This window comes from Fulvivirga ulvae (assembly GCF_021389975.1).
In the GTDB taxonomy this organism is placed as follows: Bacteria; Bacteroidota; Bacteroidia; order Cytophagales; family Cyclobacteriaceae; genus Fulvivirga; species Fulvivirga ulvae.
In genome coordinates, this window is sequence record NZ_CP089981.1 from 834,328 (window position 1) to 850,899 (window position 16,572).

Annotated in this window: 16 protein-coding genes and 1 riboswitch; of the genes, 14 read left to right on the forward strand and 2 right to left on the reverse strand. The window is 40.8% G+C overall.

Annotated features, from left to right (window positions below):
- Positions 1-10: 10 nt before the first annotated feature.
- A complete protein-coding gene (locus LVD17_RS03555) occupies positions 11-1,060 on the reverse strand; it encodes a M42 family metallopeptidase (protein WP_233764797.1) in 1,050 nt (349 codons plus the stop codon).
- Between the two features lie 267 nt (positions 1,061-1,327).
- A riboswitch (SAM riboswitch) is annotated at positions 1,328-1,453 on the forward strand.
- Positions 1,454-1,726: 273 nt separating this feature from the next.
- Between LVD17_RS03555 and LVD17_RS03560 the strand changes: the two genes are divergently transcribed.
- The 10 genes from LVD17_RS03560 to LVD17_RS03605 all read left to right on the forward strand — a co-directional run bounded on the left by LVD17_RS03560 (position 1,727) and on the right by LVD17_RS03605 (position 12,973).
- Positions 1,727-2,074 carry a 4Fe-4S binding protein gene (locus LVD17_RS03560; protein WP_233764798.1) on the forward strand — a complete coding sequence of 116 codons (348 nt, stop codon included), beginning with the start codon at positions 1,727-1,729 and terminating at the stop codon, positions 2,072-2,074.
- A 21-nt stretch (positions 2,075-2,095) separates the two neighbouring features.
- Positions 2,096-3,274: a trans-sulfuration enzyme family protein gene (locus LVD17_RS03565; RefSeq protein WP_233764799.1), complete on the forward strand. Its 1,179-nt coding sequence runs from the start codon at positions 2,096-2,098 to the stop codon at positions 3,272-3,274.
- A 168-nt stretch (positions 3,275-3,442) separates the two neighbouring features.
- The gene (locus LVD17_RS03570; protein ID WP_233764801.1) at positions 3,443-5,569 is read left to right on the forward strand and encodes a ferredoxin-like domain-containing protein; all 2,127 of its coding nucleotides are present in this window, start codon (positions 3,443-3,445) and stop codon (positions 5,567-5,569) included.
- On the forward strand, positions 5,566-6,318 hold the full coding sequence (gene cobA / locus LVD17_RS03575; protein WP_233764803.1) for a uroporphyrinogen-III C-methyltransferase: 753 nt from the start codon (positions 5,566-5,568) through the stop codon (positions 6,316-6,318). Before LVD17_RS03570 ends, cobA begins: the two co-directional genes overlap by 4 nt.
- Positions 6,308-6,892, forward strand: a complete 585-nt coding sequence (locus LVD17_RS03580) for a precorrin-2 dehydrogenase/sirohydrochlorin ferrochelatase family protein (RefSeq protein ID WP_233764804.1) — start codon at positions 6,308-6,310, stop codon at positions 6,890-6,892. The genes cobA and LVD17_RS03580 overlap by 11 nt, the downstream gene beginning before the upstream one ends.
- Before the next feature lie 5 nt (positions 6,893-6,897).
- Positions 6,898-7,554: a phosphoadenylyl-sulfate reductase gene (locus tag LVD17_RS03585; RefSeq protein WP_233764805.1), complete on the forward strand. Its 657-nt coding sequence runs from the start codon at positions 6,898-6,900 to the stop codon at positions 7,552-7,554.
- A gap of 301 nt (positions 7,555-7,855) precedes the next feature.
- The gene (locus LVD17_RS03590) at positions 7,856-10,465 is read left to right on the forward strand and encodes an ATP-binding protein (RefSeq protein ID WP_233764806.1); all 2,610 of its coding nucleotides are present in this window, start codon (positions 7,856-7,858) and stop codon (positions 10,463-10,465) included.
- Between the two features lie 3 nt (positions 10,466-10,468).
- Positions 10,469-10,930 carry a response regulator gene (locus LVD17_RS03595; RefSeq protein ID WP_233764807.1) on the forward strand — a complete coding sequence of 154 codons (462 nt, stop codon included), beginning with the start codon at positions 10,469-10,471 and terminating at the stop codon, positions 10,928-10,930.
- A gap of 117 nt (positions 10,931-11,047) precedes the next feature.
- Positions 11,048-12,403, forward strand: a complete 1,356-nt coding sequence (locus LVD17_RS03600) for a sigma-54-dependent transcriptional regulator (protein ID WP_233764808.1) — start codon at positions 11,048-11,050, stop codon at positions 12,401-12,403.
- A 78-nt stretch (positions 12,404-12,481) separates the two neighbouring features.
- Positions 12,482-12,973 (forward strand): hypothetical protein, encoded by a 492-nt coding sequence (locus LVD17_RS03605; RefSeq protein ID WP_233764809.1) that lies wholly within the window; start codon positions 12,482-12,484, stop codon positions 12,971-12,973.
- On the opposite strand, the gene LVD17_RS03610 is transcribed toward LVD17_RS03605, so the two are convergent.
- The gene (locus LVD17_RS03610) at positions 12,974-13,390 is read right to left on the reverse strand and encodes a DUF1801 domain-containing protein (RefSeq protein ID WP_233764810.1); all 417 of its coding nucleotides are present in this window, start codon (positions 13,388-13,390) and stop codon (positions 12,974-12,976) included.
- 247 nt (positions 13,391-13,637) lie between these two features.
- Between LVD17_RS03610 and LVD17_RS03615 the strand changes: the two genes are divergently transcribed.
- The 4 genes from LVD17_RS03615 to LVD17_RS03630 all read left to right on the forward strand — a co-directional run bounded on the left by LVD17_RS03615 (position 13,638) and on the right by LVD17_RS03630 (position 16,477).
- Positions 13,638-14,075: a response regulator gene (locus LVD17_RS03615; protein ID WP_233764811.1), complete on the forward strand. Its 438-nt coding sequence runs from the start codon at positions 13,638-13,640 to the stop codon at positions 14,073-14,075.
- Between the two features lie 69 nt (positions 14,076-14,144).
- Complete coding sequence (locus LVD17_RS03620; protein ID WP_233764812.1) at positions 14,145-15,047, forward strand: Cbp1 family collagen-binding glycoprotein adhesin; 903 nt, start codon at positions 14,145-14,147, stop codon at positions 15,045-15,047.
- Between the two features lie 280 nt (positions 15,048-15,327).
- Complete coding sequence (locus tag LVD17_RS03625; protein WP_233764813.1) at positions 15,328-15,870, forward strand: nucleoid-structuring protein H-NS; 543 nt, start codon at positions 15,328-15,330, stop codon at positions 15,868-15,870.
- Positions 15,871-15,901: 31 nt separating this feature from the next.
- The gene (locus LVD17_RS03630; protein ID WP_233764814.1) at positions 15,902-16,477 is read left to right on the forward strand and encodes a hypothetical protein; all 576 of its coding nucleotides are present in this window, start codon (positions 15,902-15,904) and stop codon (positions 16,475-16,477) included.
- The last annotated feature ends 95 nt before the right edge of the window (positions 16,478-16,572 follow it).

A 16,572-nucleotide genomic window follows, 5' to 3' on the forward strand; every position in this document is an offset into this window, starting at 1 on the left:
TTACTTACCATTACCGGTGTGCCCAATCGTATTGATCCAGCGACTCCAGGCACGCCTTCAGCAGTTTGATACTGCCTTCAATATCCTCCTTATGCGCCATTTCGATCACCTGATGCAGGTGTCTTGTGGGTATAGAAACTGCACCGGAAATTGCGCCGCGTTTCCCCATACGCTGTATTCCTGCAGTATCGGTTCCTCCCGCTGTAAGAAGTTCAGGCTGCCATTTGATCATAAACTTTTCTGCAATATCCTTCATATAGTCTACCATTCTGTAGTCGCATATAGTCATGGCATCCATTATTTTAATGGCTGCACCATGGCCCAATGAGGTCACCTTTTCATGAGCCTGGGCTCCTGGCAGATCATAGGCAATAGTAGTATCCAAACCAAAGCCGAAATCGGGATCAAGGGTATGCGCTGCTACATTGGCTCCCCTTATACCCACCTCCTCTTGCACGGTGAACACACCATATGTATCATAAGGTAACTTCTTTATCGACCTTAATGTTTCGATTAATACAAATACCGATACCCTGTTATCTATTGATTTGCAATTGACGCACTCACCCATTTCTATCAGTTCCCGTTCTCTTGTGATAGGATTACCCACACTAATCACTTTCTCCACTTCACTTTTCGACATACCAAGATCGATATAGAAATCCTGTATCTTAGGCATTTTTGTTTTTTCCTCAGCGCTCATCACATGTACAGGTTTGGTGCCCATCACACCCATAACATCACTTTTGCCATGAATAATTACCCGCTGAGCAGTCAGTGTTTTTGGATCGAACCCGCCCAGTGTGGTAAAACGAACAAACCCCTGATCATCTATATGAGTAACTATAAATCCTATTTCATCCATATGCGCTGCAACCATTGCTCTTTTTTCGCTGGATGCTCCCTTCTTAAAAGCAATTACATTGCCCATATTATCCACTTCAACAGCATCCACCAATGGTTCTATCTCTTCCAACACCAGATTCCTAATTCTACTTTCATACCCGGGTACACCGGGTGCTTCACATATCTTTTTTAGCAGTTTAACATCTATTCCCATAGCTACTTTAATTAGTTTAGTCAGTTCTTAACTTTAAAATTCGGCTTATCCAATATTACCTAAAAAGGAAGAAATCCCTTTATAATATGTGGAATAATTCTGTTATTTTTTAATACCCTTTCATGAAAATAGTGTGCTAATGCATTGATTTTAAATGTTGGCCAGCCGACATTTCTTCTTAAATGAAAATAAACTTTCAAAAAAGTTTGCAGTTGTAACTTTTACAATTTTATATTTGTAGCATCAATTACCTACTCTGTAGTAGTTGATTTATAAAGAATGAGGTGAGAGACAGGCTCTAAGACCCTCTGGCAACCATCAATCAAAAGTGATATAGGTGCCAAATCCTGATCCCGAATGTTCGTCAGGTGGCGAAATGGGAGAATATAAATTAACTGAAAAATGAATAAGTTAACATCATCTTACTTAGAATCACAGAAACGCCGGCAGGGTCAGGTATCTCCTATGATTATTTCACAATTCAGCAACATGAGTATTTGTTGTTGCTGTTGTTGTTGTACCTGCTAGGCTAAGGTCAATCATACCTTTGGCCCTAGAGCAACAGGTGCGTTAATACCCTTCAAGCGCACGGGAAATACATATGTCATTTTCCCAAATCCAAGTCAAATTTTTAACATCTAAAATACCTAAAACCTAACACTAGCAATGGCACTACTAATAACAGAAGAATGCATTAACTGCGGGGCCTGCGAGCCAGAATGCCCCAATACCGCTATCTACGAAGGTGGCGAAGAGTGGTCATGGAGTGAGGGTACGGATCTCTCTGAGGTGGAGCTTGAGGATGGCTCAGTTACACCGGGAGACGAACAGCAAACCCCCATTTCAGACAGCTTTTTCTATATCGTTTCAGGTAAATGTACAGAATGCGTAGGCTTCCATGAAGAGCCGCAATGTGCTGCCGTTTGTCCGGTAGACTGCTGTGTACCTGACCCCGATTATGAAGAAACAGAGGAGGAGTTATCAGAAAAACAACAGTGGCTACATGCCTCATAAAATAAACAGAGAAGATTGAATATGCCGGAATACAAACATTTTGAAACCAAAGCCATACGTAACCAGAGCGAGCGCTCCGGGTTTAGGGAGCACTCAGTGCCTCTTTACATTACCTCAAGTTTTACTTTTGAAGATGCCGAACAGGCACGTGCGTTATTTGCAGATGAGGTAGATGGTAATATTTATACCCGATTTTCAAACCCTAACAACACCGAGTTTATCGACAAACTTTGTGCTATGGAGGGTACGGAAGACGGGATAGCTACTGCCTCCGGAATGGCGGCTATGTTTTCCAGCATGGCAGCTCTTCTAAAAAATGGCGATCATATATTGGCTTCAAGATCTGTTTTTGGCTCTACTCATCAGCTATTCACTCAGGTGTTTCCAAAATGGGGCATCGAGCATTCATATGCAGATATCAATAATCAGGACGATTGGGAAAAGAAGATCAAACCCAACACTAAAATGATCTTTGTGGAGACTCCTTCAAACCCTGCACTGGATATCATCGATCTGGAGTGGCTGGGGCAATTGGCTAAGAGGCACAATCTAATTTTAAATGTTGATAATTGCTTCGCAACACCGTATTTACAGCAACCAGCCAAATATGGAGCGCACCTGGTAACACACTCTGCCACTAAATTTATTGACGGGCAAGGCAGAACTATTGCCGGAGCTATATTGGGCACAAAAGAATTGATCAATGAAATCAGGTTTTTCACCCGGCATACCGGCCCTTCATTATCACCTTTCAATGGGTGGCTGTTGAGCAAGAGCCTTGAAACTTTGGCCGTACGTATGGACCGCCACTGCGACAGCGCCATTAGAATTGCCGAGTACCTTGAAGGACATGACGAACTGGAATTGGTAAAGTATCCGTTCCTTGGATCTCATCCGCAAAGCCAGCTCGCAAAAAAGCAAATGAAGATGGGTGGCGGACTAGTGACTTTTGTAGTTAAGGGAGGAATTGATCGTGGCCGCAAATTTTTGAACAGTCTTAAAATGCTGTCGCTTACAGCTAACCTGGGAGATTCGAGAACCATAGCCACTCACCCTGCTTCTACCACTCATTCAAAACTTACAGATGAGGAAAGAGCCGAAGTAGGTATACTACCCGGACTGGTACGGATATCCGTAGGTCTGGAAAATGTAAATGATATACTTGAAGACATTGAAAACGCACTAAGAGCATCAAAATGAGGCAACTAATTAATAACGTCATTTTCTGTATGTGCTGCCTATGTTGTAAGCATGTGAAGGAATAATTGTATCCGGTCAGGAATAAAAAACACCAAAAAGGCCTCTTCCGGATACGCAGAAGAGGCCTTTTTTATTAAAGAAATTAAAAACATTAAAACAAGTAGTGATATGAGCATAGTACTAGACCAAAAGATCTCCAAAGCAGCTCAAAAAGACATTCATGAACTGCAACAGAAGATATCACAATTTAAAAAAGGTGAGATCCAGGAAGAGCGCTTCAAAGCTTTCCGGCTCGCTCGTGGCGTGTATGGCCAGCGCCAGCTTGGCGTGCAGATGTTCCGGCTCAAGTTGCCCTATGGCAAGCTTACCGGAGATCAACTGATCCGTATTGCGGACCTTTCAGAAGAGTACACCAACGGGAATTTGCATACCACCACCCGGCAGAATATTCAACTGCACTATGTGCATCTGGAGGATACGCCTGAGATGTGGGCAAAGCTGGAGGAAAAAGGAGTGACTACCAAAGAGGCCTGTGGCAACACGGTAAGGACTATAACCGCTTCCCCTATGGCTGGTATTGATCCTGATGAGCCCTTCGATGTGGCAGTCTACGCTCATGCGGCCTTTGAGTTCTTCCTGAGAAATCCGATATGCCAGGATATGGGGAGAAAAATAAAGATTGCCTTTTCTTCCAGCGATAAAGATTCGGCCTTTACTTATATCCATGATTTTGGTTTTATACCCAGGATCAAAGATGGCGTAAAGGGATTTAAAGTAGTGGTTGGTGGAGGCCTGGGTGCACAGACTTTCATTGCCGAAACTGCATTCGAGTTTCTGCCGGCAGACAAGATCATACCTTTTATGGAAGCCGGCCTGAGAGTTTTTGACCGCTATGGCGAACGCGAAAAACGACATAAAGCAAGGCTGAAATTCCTGATCGAACCTAAAAGAGGTCTAGGTCTGGAGAAGTTTTTGGAACTTGTGAAGCAGGAGCAAACGGCAAATGCTTTTCAGTCCTACCCGGTGGAAACGGAAGCCATACCGGTAGAAATACCTGAAAAACAGGAAACCCCGGAGGTTAGCATTACCAATGAGGCACAGTATCAGGAGTGGCTTAGCACCAATGTTTTTGAACAAAAACAAAAAGGATTCTACGCCATTAAAGTACGCTTGCCATTGGGCAATATCCATGCTGAAAAAGCCCGGGAGCTTGTGAGACTAACCAAAGGGTATATTGCTGATGACATCAGGGTGACTGTCGGCCAGGGACTGTTGCTTAAGTTTGCCCGAAAAGAATACCTGCCATACCTGCACTATGTGCTGGATCACCTGGGCCTTGCTGCACCTGGCGCTGATACTATCATAGATGTAACCGCCTGCCCTGGAACTGACACTTGTAACCTTGGCGTAACCAACAGTACAGGTGTGGCAGCTGAGCTTGAAAAGTTGATCTACAATGAATACCACTCGCTGATCGCTGATGCGGATATTCATATAAAAATAAGTGGTTGCATGAACTCATGCGGCCAGCACATGATTGCCAACATAGGTTTTCATGGTAGCTCTATTAAAAACGGAGCATCAGTCATTCCTGCTCTACAGGTAGTATTAGGTGGTGGTATTGATGAGTATGGTCGTGGCTTTATTGCGGATAAGGTTATCAAACTACCTACAAAAAAAATTCCTGAAGCCGTAAGAAGGTTATTGAATGACTATGATGCAAACTCTGAGGAAGGGGAATATTTCAACTACTATTACCTGAGACAGGGCAAAATGTATTTCTACAATCTGCTAAAGTCTCTTGCGGATGTTCAGGCACTTAGCAAAGATGACTACCTGGATTGGGGAGAAACTGAAGCTTTTGTACCTGAAATAGGAACCGGCGAGTGTGCCGGCGTAAGCTATGATGTAGTGAGTACCATACTTAATGATGCAGGCGAAAGATTGCACTATTCCGGCGAAGCACTGGAAGACGGGTACTATTCGGACTCTATTTACCATAGCTACAGCACATTCGTAATTGCCGCCAAAGCACTTTTATTGAGCAAAGATGTGCATTGCAACACGCATATAGGCATAATCAAAGATTTTGCGGAGCACTTTGAGGCTGTTGCGCTGCAAGTTGACTTTGAAGCTACTGTTCTTCAGATCAACCAGCGTATACCTGAACCTGTATTCGCAAAAGAATATCACGAACAGGCAAAGAACTTCTTTCAAAAGGTAGTAGCCCTCAGAAAAGAAGATGAAGAGAATGGAAAAGATAAAGAGGTAATTTCTAACTATTACAAAGCATGAGTAAAACTGGACAATTAACTTTAGTGGGGGCCGGGCCGGGAGACCCGGACCTCATCTCTATAAAAGGTGTAAAAGCTATAGCATCTGCCGAAGTATTGCTATATGATGCATTAATTAACAAACAGTTGCTAAAATATGCAGTAAGCACCTGCGAGAAGATTTACGTTGGCAAAAGGGCCGGAAGCCATAGCTCAACTCAAGATGAGATCAACCAGCTCATAGTTGAGCACGCGCTGCAAGGTAAACATGTAGTACGTCTTAAGGGTGGCGATCCGCTTATTTTTGCCAGGGGTAAAGAAGAGATCGACTATGCAAAGGCTTTTGGTATACATACTGATGTGGTTATAGGCATCTCGAGTCTGAATTTGCCCGGCTATTATGGTATTCCGCTTACTACAAGGGGAATAAATGAGAGCTTTTGGGTAGTAACTGCTACTAATAAACACGGAAAGCTGTCAACCGATGCAAGACTTGCCGCCCAGTCTTCTGCTACAGTTGTTTATTTTATGGGCTTGGGCAAGCTACCGGAGATCGTTTCCATCTATCAGTCGCTGGAGAAGCATGACACTCCTGTTGCCATCATATCGCAGGGTTCACTACCCACTGCTCAAGTAGTTACAGGCACAATAAGCTCAATTATAAAGCAGAGCGCCGGCATTCCTGCCCCTGCATTGATCGTAATTGGCGAATCTGTCAATGAATATCTTAATGTTTATGCACCTGTAAAGACCAGAAAGGATGAATACTGAAAACAATCTGTTTCCTATTTTCCTAAAGATAAGGCAGATCAAGACCCTTATTGTAGGTGGTGGAAATGTAGCACTTGAAAAGCTCAACGCGCTGCTTAAAAATGACCCGGGAGCAAACATCGTACTTATTGGGCGTGAGATCAGTGGAGAGATAAGAGCCCGGGTAAATGGAATCGATACTATATCACTACATCAGAGAGCCTTTTTACCCAGCGATCTTCACAGCGGCATTCAGATGCTGATACTGGCTACAAATAACAGAGACCTTAACGCTGTGATTTACGGTATGGCAAGAGCCAAAGGCATATTGACTAATGTAGCTGATACACCGGACCTGTGTGATTTCTACCTGGGATCTACTGTGACAAAAGGTAATTTAAAAATTGGGATTTCCACTAACGGACAGTCCCCGACTTTTGCCAAGCGTTTCAGGGAAGTACTGGAAGATATACTCCCTGATGAAACCAATGAATTGGTTAACAACCTGAATAAGATAAGAAACAGCCTCAAAGTTTCCTTTTCAGAGAAAGTGAGAATATTGAATGATAAAACCAAAGAGTTAGTCTCAAAGTAATGACAATGATGAATATACAAGAAACTAATGAAGAGTATGAGTCGATGTCTCCGGAAGAACGGTTAAAAAAGTTATTTGAGAACCATCCTCCCTCGGATATCCTGGTTACTTCCTCCTTTGGAAGTACTTCCTCTGTTTTATTGCACATGATCAATAAGATAAAGCCCGGCCATCCCATCTATTTCATTGATACCACATTCCACTTTGACGAAACACTGGATTTTAAGGACAGAATGATCCGGCAGCTAAACCTGAATGTTATAAACGTCAAAGCCAGAAGCAACAAGAATAAATTTACCCACGATAACAAAACCTGGAAATATAACCCCGATCTGTGCTGCTATATCAATAAGGTAGAGCCGCTTGACCAGATAAAAAAATCTTACAAATTCTGGATTTCAGGTTTAATGGCTTATCAAAATGCAAATCGTAAAAACATACAGATATTTCAACCTAAAGATAAACTTATTAAGTTCCACCCTTTAATTGATATGACTCCATCTGAAGTAGCTCTTTATCAGCTTATCCACGAACTCCCGATTCAGCCATTGACCGGCCAGGGATATAGCTCTATCGGCTGCTTTCACTGTACTAAAAAAGGAGCCGGAAGAAACGGGCGATGGGCGGATATGGCCAAAACTGAATGTGGGCTGCATGTATAACCCATTTTAAACTACTCATATACTATTTCAAGTGTTTTAAAGGGCATCATATCCTTTGCGTGTCCTTTGAAACCTTTCCTTTCCTGTATTGTTCTAAAAGAGCAAAAGATGCTACAAGTTTCTTGAAAATCGTAAATTCAGGATGCTTACAACGATTTTCAAATTAGAAAACGTTGTCAATTTGAAAATTAAATAATAGACTTTAAAGACCTCAAATTAAAAAAAATGCGTTTACCTTAAGATGGAATGCATATTGTGGTAGGTTTACACATTTGGTTATCAATCTCAGCAAACTATTTTTATGAAAGGTAAAATCATTTTAACCTTTGCCCTTGCACTTTTGGCGCTTACAGTAATAGGATTTGTAGGTCAGGACACACTTACACAGCTTATTGTATCCATAAAAAAAGAGTCGCAACCCAACCCCAAACTTATCTCGCTTAAAGAGATTCTGAGCGATCTCTCCGATGCAGAAAATAGCGTGCGGACCTACACAATTACCAGGGAATCTGAAAACCTGACACCATTCTATGAGTCCATCTCGACGATAGACAATAAGATCAACAGCCTTTATGAACTAACCAAAAATAAGGAACAGCTGAAAATGGTAGATTCTCTGCAGCTGCTGATAGAGAAAAAGTACAGTATACTTAAGCAGCTCATTGATATCAAAAAAGATCAGGATGCCGAGGAGGTGCTTGAACGGGTACTTGAAAATATTGCCCGGCTCAGAGAAAAAGATTCGATCCCCCGACCTATAGTTAAAAGCAATAGCTTTGACCCTGACGAAAATTATGACCGTATTAAAAAAGTAGAGATTCCTGAACCCAAACAAGAAGAGAAAAAGGTCTCTATATTTCAAAGAATATTTGGCAGCAATGAAGAATCGCAGGAAGTACAGGAAGAGCCGCAGGAGGAACTTCTGACAGAAGAAGCGACCGAAACCAGTGACATTTCAGATACCACAACTCAACAAAGCAGGTCAAAACCGTACACACTCCCAAACTCTCCTAACGATCTGAACTCCAGCGACATTGGCCAGATCATTTCAAAGATTGGCCAGGAACGGAGCGAGAACATCAAAGCGGTAAGGGAACAGGAGCTGGCGCTCACCCAACGTGACAATAATCTTATGAAAGAGATAAGAAAGATGGCCAATAAAATTGAGGACCGGGAAAAAACTATATCTGTTAACCGGGCTGAGGCTGCCCAAAAAGCTACCGATAAAGCCATTTATATCATGAGCCTGACTTGGATCATTGCCCTCATTATTTTTGCCATACTGCTTTTTATTATCATCAATGATATTTCCAGAAATCAAAGAAATAAGGAGCGTCTGAAAAAAGCGAAAGAACGTGCCGAAAAGCTGGCAAGGGTCAAGGAAGAGTTTTTATCAAACATGAGCCATGAGATACGCACACCGCTCAACTCAATTATAGGTTATACAGAACAACTTGAATATACCGCTCTAAACCCTGAGCAAAGAAAGTATCTCAAGAGCATTCATCACTCCGGTGACCATCTGCTTACCATCATTAACGATATTCTTGACTATGCCAAGCTAGAATCCGGCCAGCTCTCTCTTGAAGAAATTTGTTTCGCAGTAGAGCAAAACATCAGCGATGTAGCTGATACCTTTCGTAACCAGATAGTGCAGAAAAATCTCGAACTCAACTACAAGATAGACGAGGATGTCCCCGAGATATTACTTGGAGACCCTGTTAGGTTCAGGCAAATATTGATTAATCTTATAAGTAATGCAATAAAGTTTACCCCGTCAGGGCAAATTACCGTAACGGTTAGTCAAGAGCAAATGGTGGATGAACAAGTAAGACTCCGGCTGGTGGTTTCCGATACAGGCATAGGGATCCCTAAAGGCAAGCTCAATTCTATATTCAAGAATTTTGCACAGGCCGATTCCAGTACTACCAGAAAATACGGCGGCACGGGCCTTGGCTTATCTATTGTAAAGAAAATAGCCAACCTGCATAACGGAACAGTTACTGTAGACAGCGAAGAAAATAAAGGAACATCCTTTACAGTAGAACTGATGTATAAAGTGGGTAAAAAGGAAAATCTTCAGGAAACTCAAAAACGTGCGCCGGCATGCTACACTCCACTGGAAGGTAGAAAAATACTGGTTATTGATGATCAGGAATTTAACCTGGAACTCATAAAAGTCATATTTGACAAATGGAAAATAGACAGTACCCTGCTAAATTCAGGAAAGCAGGCTATTGCCAATATCAAAGAGCACGACTATGACATGATATTTATGGATGTACAAATGCCTGAAATGAGTGGTCTGGAGGTGACAAAACAGATTAGAAAATTTGAAAGCAAACACAACAAGCACACCCCCATAGTTGCACTAACAGCCGCAGCATCCAAAGAAGAAGCAGAAAATTGCATCCGGCACGGCATGAACGGTTACTTGCTGAAGCCTTTCACACAAAACAACCTCTTTCTTAAAATAACCGAAACTCTCGGGATCGATACCGAGGAAGCTCCCCTGGAAGAAAGCCCTGCAGGCAACCCCGCAGATGTTATAAACCTGGAGGATCTTAACGAGTTATCTAATGGAAACCCTGCTTTTGTGGTAAACATGCTTAATATCTTCATCAAGAATTTTGACGTAGACTTAGTTGATCTTCAAAACGCCTTAGAAATCAAGGACTGGAATAAGCTAAGGGGCAAATCGCATAAAATGATTCCACCTTGCCGCCACCTTGGGTTTAACACTTTGATGACTGACCTTAAGGAGATCGAAAATGAAAGCCAGGAAGGTCAGGACCTTAATAAAGTAGATAAGCTGGTAAGGAGTGTCAGCGACAACTACGGAAAAATAAAACCGGTGATAGAAGCTGAGATTACCAATATTCAGAAGAGCATCCCCGAATCAGCAGCATAGATTATGGAAATTATTAAACAACAAGAAGAAGTCGAAAAGTTGGATACAGTTAAAAAGAATTCTCCATTGAAAGTATTTATTGTCGATGACGATGAGTACTTCAATAATATACTACAATCATATGTAAGTAAAATAGGCAAGGAAATTAACCAACCTATGGAAGCCAGTGGCTTTCTTAATGGCTCAGACTGCCTTAAAGAAATAAAAAAAGACCCGGATTATGTCATTCTGGATTTTTACCTGGATGAAAATAATGACATTACGCTAACAGGATATGATGTGCTGGAAAAAATCAAAAAATACAATCCTGATATAAAAGTAATCGTGATCTCGCAGATGCATGAATGGGAAAATTTCAAAGAGGAATTCAGGAGGTTTGGAGCCTCTGATTTTCTTAAAAAAGATGATGACCTTTATAACAATCTGAAAGAGATGATGCGCCAAAGCGATATTGATCTGCAATAACCCGGAACCGGCATTCATATTTCCATTTGAAAAATTAAACCGGTCTATCAGAGCAATAAAGTTTTTAACAATCAATAAATGGTTTATTTTTAGCCGTTTGTTGATCTAAAAACGAGTATGGCGAAATTTTCTATCTATGTAGTTGAAGACGATGAGTGGTATCGGGAATTACTTTCTCATAACCTTTCCCTTAACCCGGATTATGAAATCCGTAAATTTGATGCCGCCAAAACTTTCCTGGAAGAGCTGGGTAAGAACCCTGATGTAGTTACGCTGGACTACCGCCTGCCTGATATGGAAGGTGAAGAAGTACTGAAAAGGATAAAAGACTACAACCCTGCCATAGAAGTAATTATCATCTCCGAGCAGGAGAAAATAGAAACAGCGGTTAACCTGCTAAACCTCGGTGCCTATGATTATATCGTCAAATCGCGCGATATAAGAGACAAACTGCTCAACACTGTAAACAACATCAGGAAGCAATCTCACCTGCAGGCCAAAGTTGCCATACTTCAAAAAGAGGTGCAGAAAAAATACAGTTTTGCCAATAGTATCATAGGCAGCAGTGACAGTATCAAGAAAGTATTCACTCTTATTGAAAAAGCTATTGGCAACAATATTAGTGTTACAATTACCGGGGAAACGGGTACGGGAAAAGAGCTTGCAGCCAAGGCCATTCATTATAACTCCCCGAGAAAAAACTTCCCTTTTGTAGCAGTAAACGTAGCTGCCATACCCAAAGAATTGATAGAAAGCGAACTTTTCGGGCATGAAAAAGGTGCCTTCACCGGAGCAAATTTTCGCCGCATAGGTAAATTTGAAGAGGCTGATAAAGGCACTCTGTTCCTGGATGAGATTGGCGAAATGGATCTGACGCTTCAGGCAAAGCTGTTAAGGGCTTTACAGGAAAAGGAAGTAACACGTATCGGGAGTAACAAAGTAGTAAAAACCGACTGTCGCATTATAGTAGCAACACATAAAAATTTACTGAAGGAGGTGAAAGAGGGCAGGTTCCGTGAAGATCTTTATTACCGGATATTTGGCCTTACCATTGAAATGCCTCCACTGCGCATACGCGACAAGGACATTATAATTCTGGCAAAATACTTTATACAGGCCTTTTGCAAAGAAAACAAACAGGAGATACCTGTACTAACTAACAAAGCACAAAAAAAACTGCTTAACTATAGCTTCCCCGGCAATGTACGCGAGCTAAAATCTGTGGTGGAGCTGGCCACTGTTATGTCAAACAACAATGAGATTACAGAAGATGACATTAACTTCAGTAATAACGAAGAGCTCTATGACCCCCCGATTTCAGGCATGACACTGAAAGAGCACACTACAAGAATCATTAAATTGTACCTTAAAAAGCACGAAAACAATATTAAAGAGGCTGCAAAGGAGCTGGATATTGGTTATTCTACCATCTACCGCGTTCTTCGAAATGAGAAAGTTGATGACGATGAATAAAGGTTTGTCAAAATGACAAAGTTCATAAGGTATTCATTACCTTGCACGCCTCAACCAAGGACAATAATCAAATTCATTATGAAAAATACACTCTTTTTAGCCACCATTCTTACAATCACTTTGTGCAATGCATGTGGCTCCAAAGAACAAGGAACCGGATCTTCTGAAAATGAAAAAACTGCAGAGGCTCCCATTGTAGTTGGGAATACCTTAACAGAGATCCAAATAGAAAAAATAAAGAAGTTTCATACCACTTTTGCCGAAGTATATGATTTCACACTGGATGAAACCATGAAAAATTTCAGAGGAGAAGCTAATGTAGATGGTGAAATAATTGTATGGACACACATGGCCAATGCGTATGAAAATTATATAATCAATCAGCCGAATGAGCCCCAGCTTAGTGCAAAAAAAGAAGCTTACAAGCTGATTCTTCTTCGATCTATGATGTCCGACGAAGAAACCCTTCAGAATGCCAAATTAAAAGTACTTTCCACCGAGGAAGCAAAAGAGGTCTTAAGCCACTACAGGCAGAACCCTGAGCGTCTTGATGATTATCAAACTAACTGATCATTTGTTTTTATCTCGTTTCTTACTGAAAAGTTCATTATCAATTTCTACTGATTGACAGATCAGATCTCGTAGCATAAAAGTGTCGATCTCATGGACACTTTTAAAATTTTTACTCGCTGTTTGCTTTTTATCCTGCTTGTTAAGGTATCCTCCGTCATTAATTTGTGCTCCATAGCAAAACCCAAGCGAAACACCAGATTTCAGGCCTCCCCAGGGAACTCCCGCGGGCCAGATATATAAGAGTCGGTAATGCCGGTAATAAAATGGCACATTATACGCCAGCTTCTCCTTCACTTCCGGCACCGTTTCTATAATCAAAGTCCTCAGTTGCTCCACAATAACTAATTCTTCCCGGGGCAGATAGTCCAGGAAATCATCAATATTTTTGAAATCAACTTTTTGAATTTTACTCATGCCCATAATTTCCTTTTAAAAGTATAATCAAATCTATCATTCCTCTCCGCATTTTCCTGAGGCCATCTGAGGAAATTACTACACAAATTACTTTTCAATTTTACAAAAATTGTCAAAATGAAAAGGTTTTTCTTAAACAACAATATTTTAAATATCTGAAAATCAGTGAATTACAATCTTGCCATTATTTGGAACAGGATTTGGCATTATGCAAACCAACGAAAGTGGGAATGCTAAATAATAACGAATGAACTTAATAAGTAATATAAAGATAGTTATAGTTGAAGACGATCAGTACTACGCTGAGTCGTTGAAAGCACACATACAACACCACCTCGTCAAAGCAGAATCTAACCTGACTTTTGATATCAAACATTACACTTCGGCACAAGGATGCCTGAATGGTTTAGAAAAAAACATTGATATCATTATTCTTGATTATAACCTTGAGAGTAATCCTGGCAATTTACATTACAGCGGACAGGAGCTGTTGAAAATTATAAACGGGTTTTGTAATGACTGCAAGGTGATCATTGTATCCGGACAAAAGGATCAGGATGTAGCCATAGAACTGTTCCAAATAGGTATCTATGAATACATTGAAAAGGACGAGGATGCGCTAATTCGTTTGTCATCAACCTTAAGGCGCGCAATCAGAGATAAAATTTTAGACCACTATATATAACCGTTTTTAAAGGCCCGATACCACCTTAAAAGGTATCATTTTGAAAATTAACAACTAAATGTAAAAACAATGAAAAAGATGAAAAACTATATAGCAGTATTATTATTAGCCCCAGTGTTTGTGGCTTGTAATCAGAAAAAAGTAGACGAACTCACGGCTGAAAACCAGGAGTTATCAACTCAAAAGCAGGAGTTGAGTACCGAGCTTGAAGCGTACATGAAAACATTCAACGACATCGAAGCTAATCTTAAAGAAATTAAGGAAAGGGAAGAAAACATCAATATGAGCACTTCTGATAATGTGGAATACAAAGAAGGTGACTCTAAAGCTGCCGTTGTTAACGACATTCAGGCGATCAACACGCTAATGGCCGAAAACAGAAAAAAAATGGATGAACTTCAAAGCAAGCTGAATACAAATAGCGCTGAGTTTAAAAGACTGGTGGCTAACCTTAACAGAAGAATAAAAGAAAAAGATGAGGAGCTTGTGGCCTTGAAGGAAGATCTGGAAAACCTGAATATCGAAAAAGAGCAGCTCGCCAAAAATGTTGAAAACCTGACTTATACAGTAGATACGCTTTCAACCATTAAAAGTGAGCAATCTGAAAGGATAGCCACGCAGACTGAAAAAATTGAAAACCAGACTGAGGCCCTTAACACCGCTTACGTAGCCATAGGTACTTTTAAAGATCTTGAAGATGAAAAAGTGGTTACCAAAGAGGGAGGACTTTTAGGCATTGGACGTACCGAAAAGCTAAAAAGTGATTTTAATGATAAGGCATTTAGTAAAATTGACAAAACCAAGGTGAATAGCATACCTGTATTCGCTAAAAAGGTAGAGTTAGTTACCAATCACCCTGAAGGTTCTTACGAGTTATCAGTAAATGACAAAGAAGAAATTGAAAAACTGGTAATTCTTGATCCTGACAAATTCTGGAATTCATCCAAATACCTGGTAGTTGTGGTTAACTAATATTTGACCCTGACTATATCCCGAGGCTGTCTTAAAAGTTATAAACAAGAGTTTGTGAGCTCTGGTCTTTTCCCTGGCGCAGAGGCATTTACTCCCAAAATCAATAACTTTTAAAGACAGCCTCATTTATAAGTTTTATTTGTAGATAAATTTCTACGATATTCGTTTTTATAATACACAATCGATCCAATAAAACAGCAGTTGTTACGTATAAACATATGCTGACCTGTTGGCATATTATTTATTAATAATAAGACATATCAAAATCAGAGAAACACTTATGGCACTAATATTTTCAAACACAATATACCGCTCATCACGAGTTTTTTTATTTGCCTTTGTGGCAATAATGATGATTGGTGGAATCGGCTGTAAAAGTAAAAAGAAGGCAGGCGATGTAACTGACACTGCAGCAGAAAAGGCTAAAATGGAGCAGGAGGCATTGGAAAGAGAGAAGCAGCGCGCCGAGGAAGAAAGACGGAGGGCTGAAGAAGAGAGGCTTGCACGGGAAAAAGCCCGTGAGAAAGCAGAAGCTCCTGCCAATAAGCTCTCAACATATTTCAGTGCTATTGCCAATGCAAGCAGCACCACATCTGCAAACCAGACTATCAATGAGGCTTTGACATTATTCGCATCACCCCAGGTACCGGTGCTGATAGTAATAAGCGAAGAAGATGGCCAGAAAGATTATGACAGGCCTGTTACTATAAAGGAGTACCTCAACTACCTGAAAGACCAGAAGAAAAATATCAATGACATCGGAGATCTTCAATACGATTCATCAGGCAGGATCACGGAGTTGGAGCTAATTAAGAGAAAATAATACGGATATAACGAAAAAATCAATGTCAACTATGCATAAATCAAAATTCATTATAGCAGCCTGTTTCTGTCTGTTTATCATTGGTGGTGTGTCCGCCCAGGATAATATCAGCCCCGAAAGAAAACAGGCTATCGATTCACTGGCCCTGGAAAAAGTAAGGGACCTTAGCAAATACATTAGTATTATAGGTAATAAGCAAACACCTTTCTCGGAGGCCAACCGCGTAATGGACCGGGCAGAGGAGTTATTTGCTGAAGGCAGTGAGATGGGAGTTTCTTCCCTAAACAGCAAAGAGATAAACTACTATAAAGTGCGCCAATACTTTGAAAGACTCATGGCTCTTAACTACGACAGAGTAAACATTAAGTGGTATAACATCCACTATATCAGTGACCTTGAGCGTCAGCCAGATGGCCGTTACGTAGGAGTTGTAACCATATACCAGCGCTTTGAAGGTACTTCCGATGATGGCATGAGCTATAAAGACACTACTAAAAAGGACATCACAATTTACGTCGAAAGAAAGAAAACCCAGATTCAAGGTAGAACAATTGAATTTTGGGATGTATTATTGGGCGACATTAGAGTAACTGAAACTACTACATAGAATTTTTATGAGCTTTATCAGGCCAAAGTATTAAGTTCATAACTGGTTTTATGTGGTAAAGTCAGCGCACTCGTCGTTAACAAGTGAGTATTGAG

Bases quoted from the DNA above. Each gene is read 5' to 3' on its own strand.
- LVD17_RS03555 (WP_233764797.1), bottom strand. From the start codon at position 1,060: ATGGGAATAGATGTTAAACTGCTAAAAAAGATATGTGAAGCACCCGGT.
- LVD17_RS03560 (WP_233764798.1), top strand. From the start codon at position 1,727: ATGGCACTACTAATAACAGAAGAATGCATTAACTGCGGGGCCTGCGAG.
- LVD17_RS03565 (WP_233764799.1), top strand. From the start codon at position 2,096: ATGCCGGAATACAAACATTTTGAAACCAAAGCCATACGTAACCAGAGC.
- LVD17_RS03570 (WP_233764801.1), top strand. From the start codon at position 3,443: ATGAGCATAGTACTAGACCAAAAGATCTCCAAAGCAGCTCAAAAAGAC.
- cobA (WP_233764803.1), top strand. From the start codon at position 5,566: ATGAGTAAAACTGGACAATTAACTTTAGTGGGGGCCGGGCCGGGAGAC.
- LVD17_RS03580 (WP_233764804.1), top strand. From the start codon at position 6,308: ATGAATACTGAAAACAATCTGTTTCCTATTTTCCTAAAGATAAGGCAG.
- LVD17_RS03585 (WP_233764805.1), top strand. From the start codon at position 6,898: ATGATGAATATACAAGAAACTAATGAAGAGTATGAGTCGATGTCTCCG.
- LVD17_RS03590 (WP_233764806.1), top strand. From the start codon at position 7,856: ATGAAAGGTAAAATCATTTTAACCTTTGCCCTTGCACTTTTGGCGCTT.
- LVD17_RS03595 (WP_233764807.1), top strand. From the start codon at position 10,469: ATGGAAATTATTAAACAACAAGAAGAAGTCGAAAAGTTGGATACAGTT.
- LVD17_RS03600 (WP_233764808.1), top strand. From the start codon at position 11,048: ATGGCGAAATTTTCTATCTATGTAGTTGAAGACGATGAGTGGTATCGG.
- LVD17_RS03605 (WP_233764809.1), top strand. From the start codon at position 12,482: ATGAAAAATACACTCTTTTTAGCCACCATTCTTACAATCACTTTGTGC.
- LVD17_RS03610 (WP_233764810.1), bottom strand. From the start codon at position 13,390: ATGAGTAAAATTCAAAAAGTTGATTTCAAAAATATTGATGATTTCCTG.
- LVD17_RS03615 (WP_233764811.1), top strand. From the start codon at position 13,638: ATGAACTTAATAAGTAATATAAAGATAGTTATAGTTGAAGACGATCAG.
- LVD17_RS03620 (WP_233764812.1), top strand. From the start codon at position 14,145: ATGAAAAAGATGAAAAACTATATAGCAGTATTATTATTAGCCCCAGTG.
- LVD17_RS03625 (WP_233764813.1), top strand. From the start codon at position 15,328: ATGGCACTAATATTTTCAAACACAATATACCGCTCATCACGAGTTTTT.
- LVD17_RS03630 (WP_233764814.1), top strand. From the start codon at position 15,902: ATGCATAAATCAAAATTCATTATAGCAGCCTGTTTCTGTCTGTTTATC.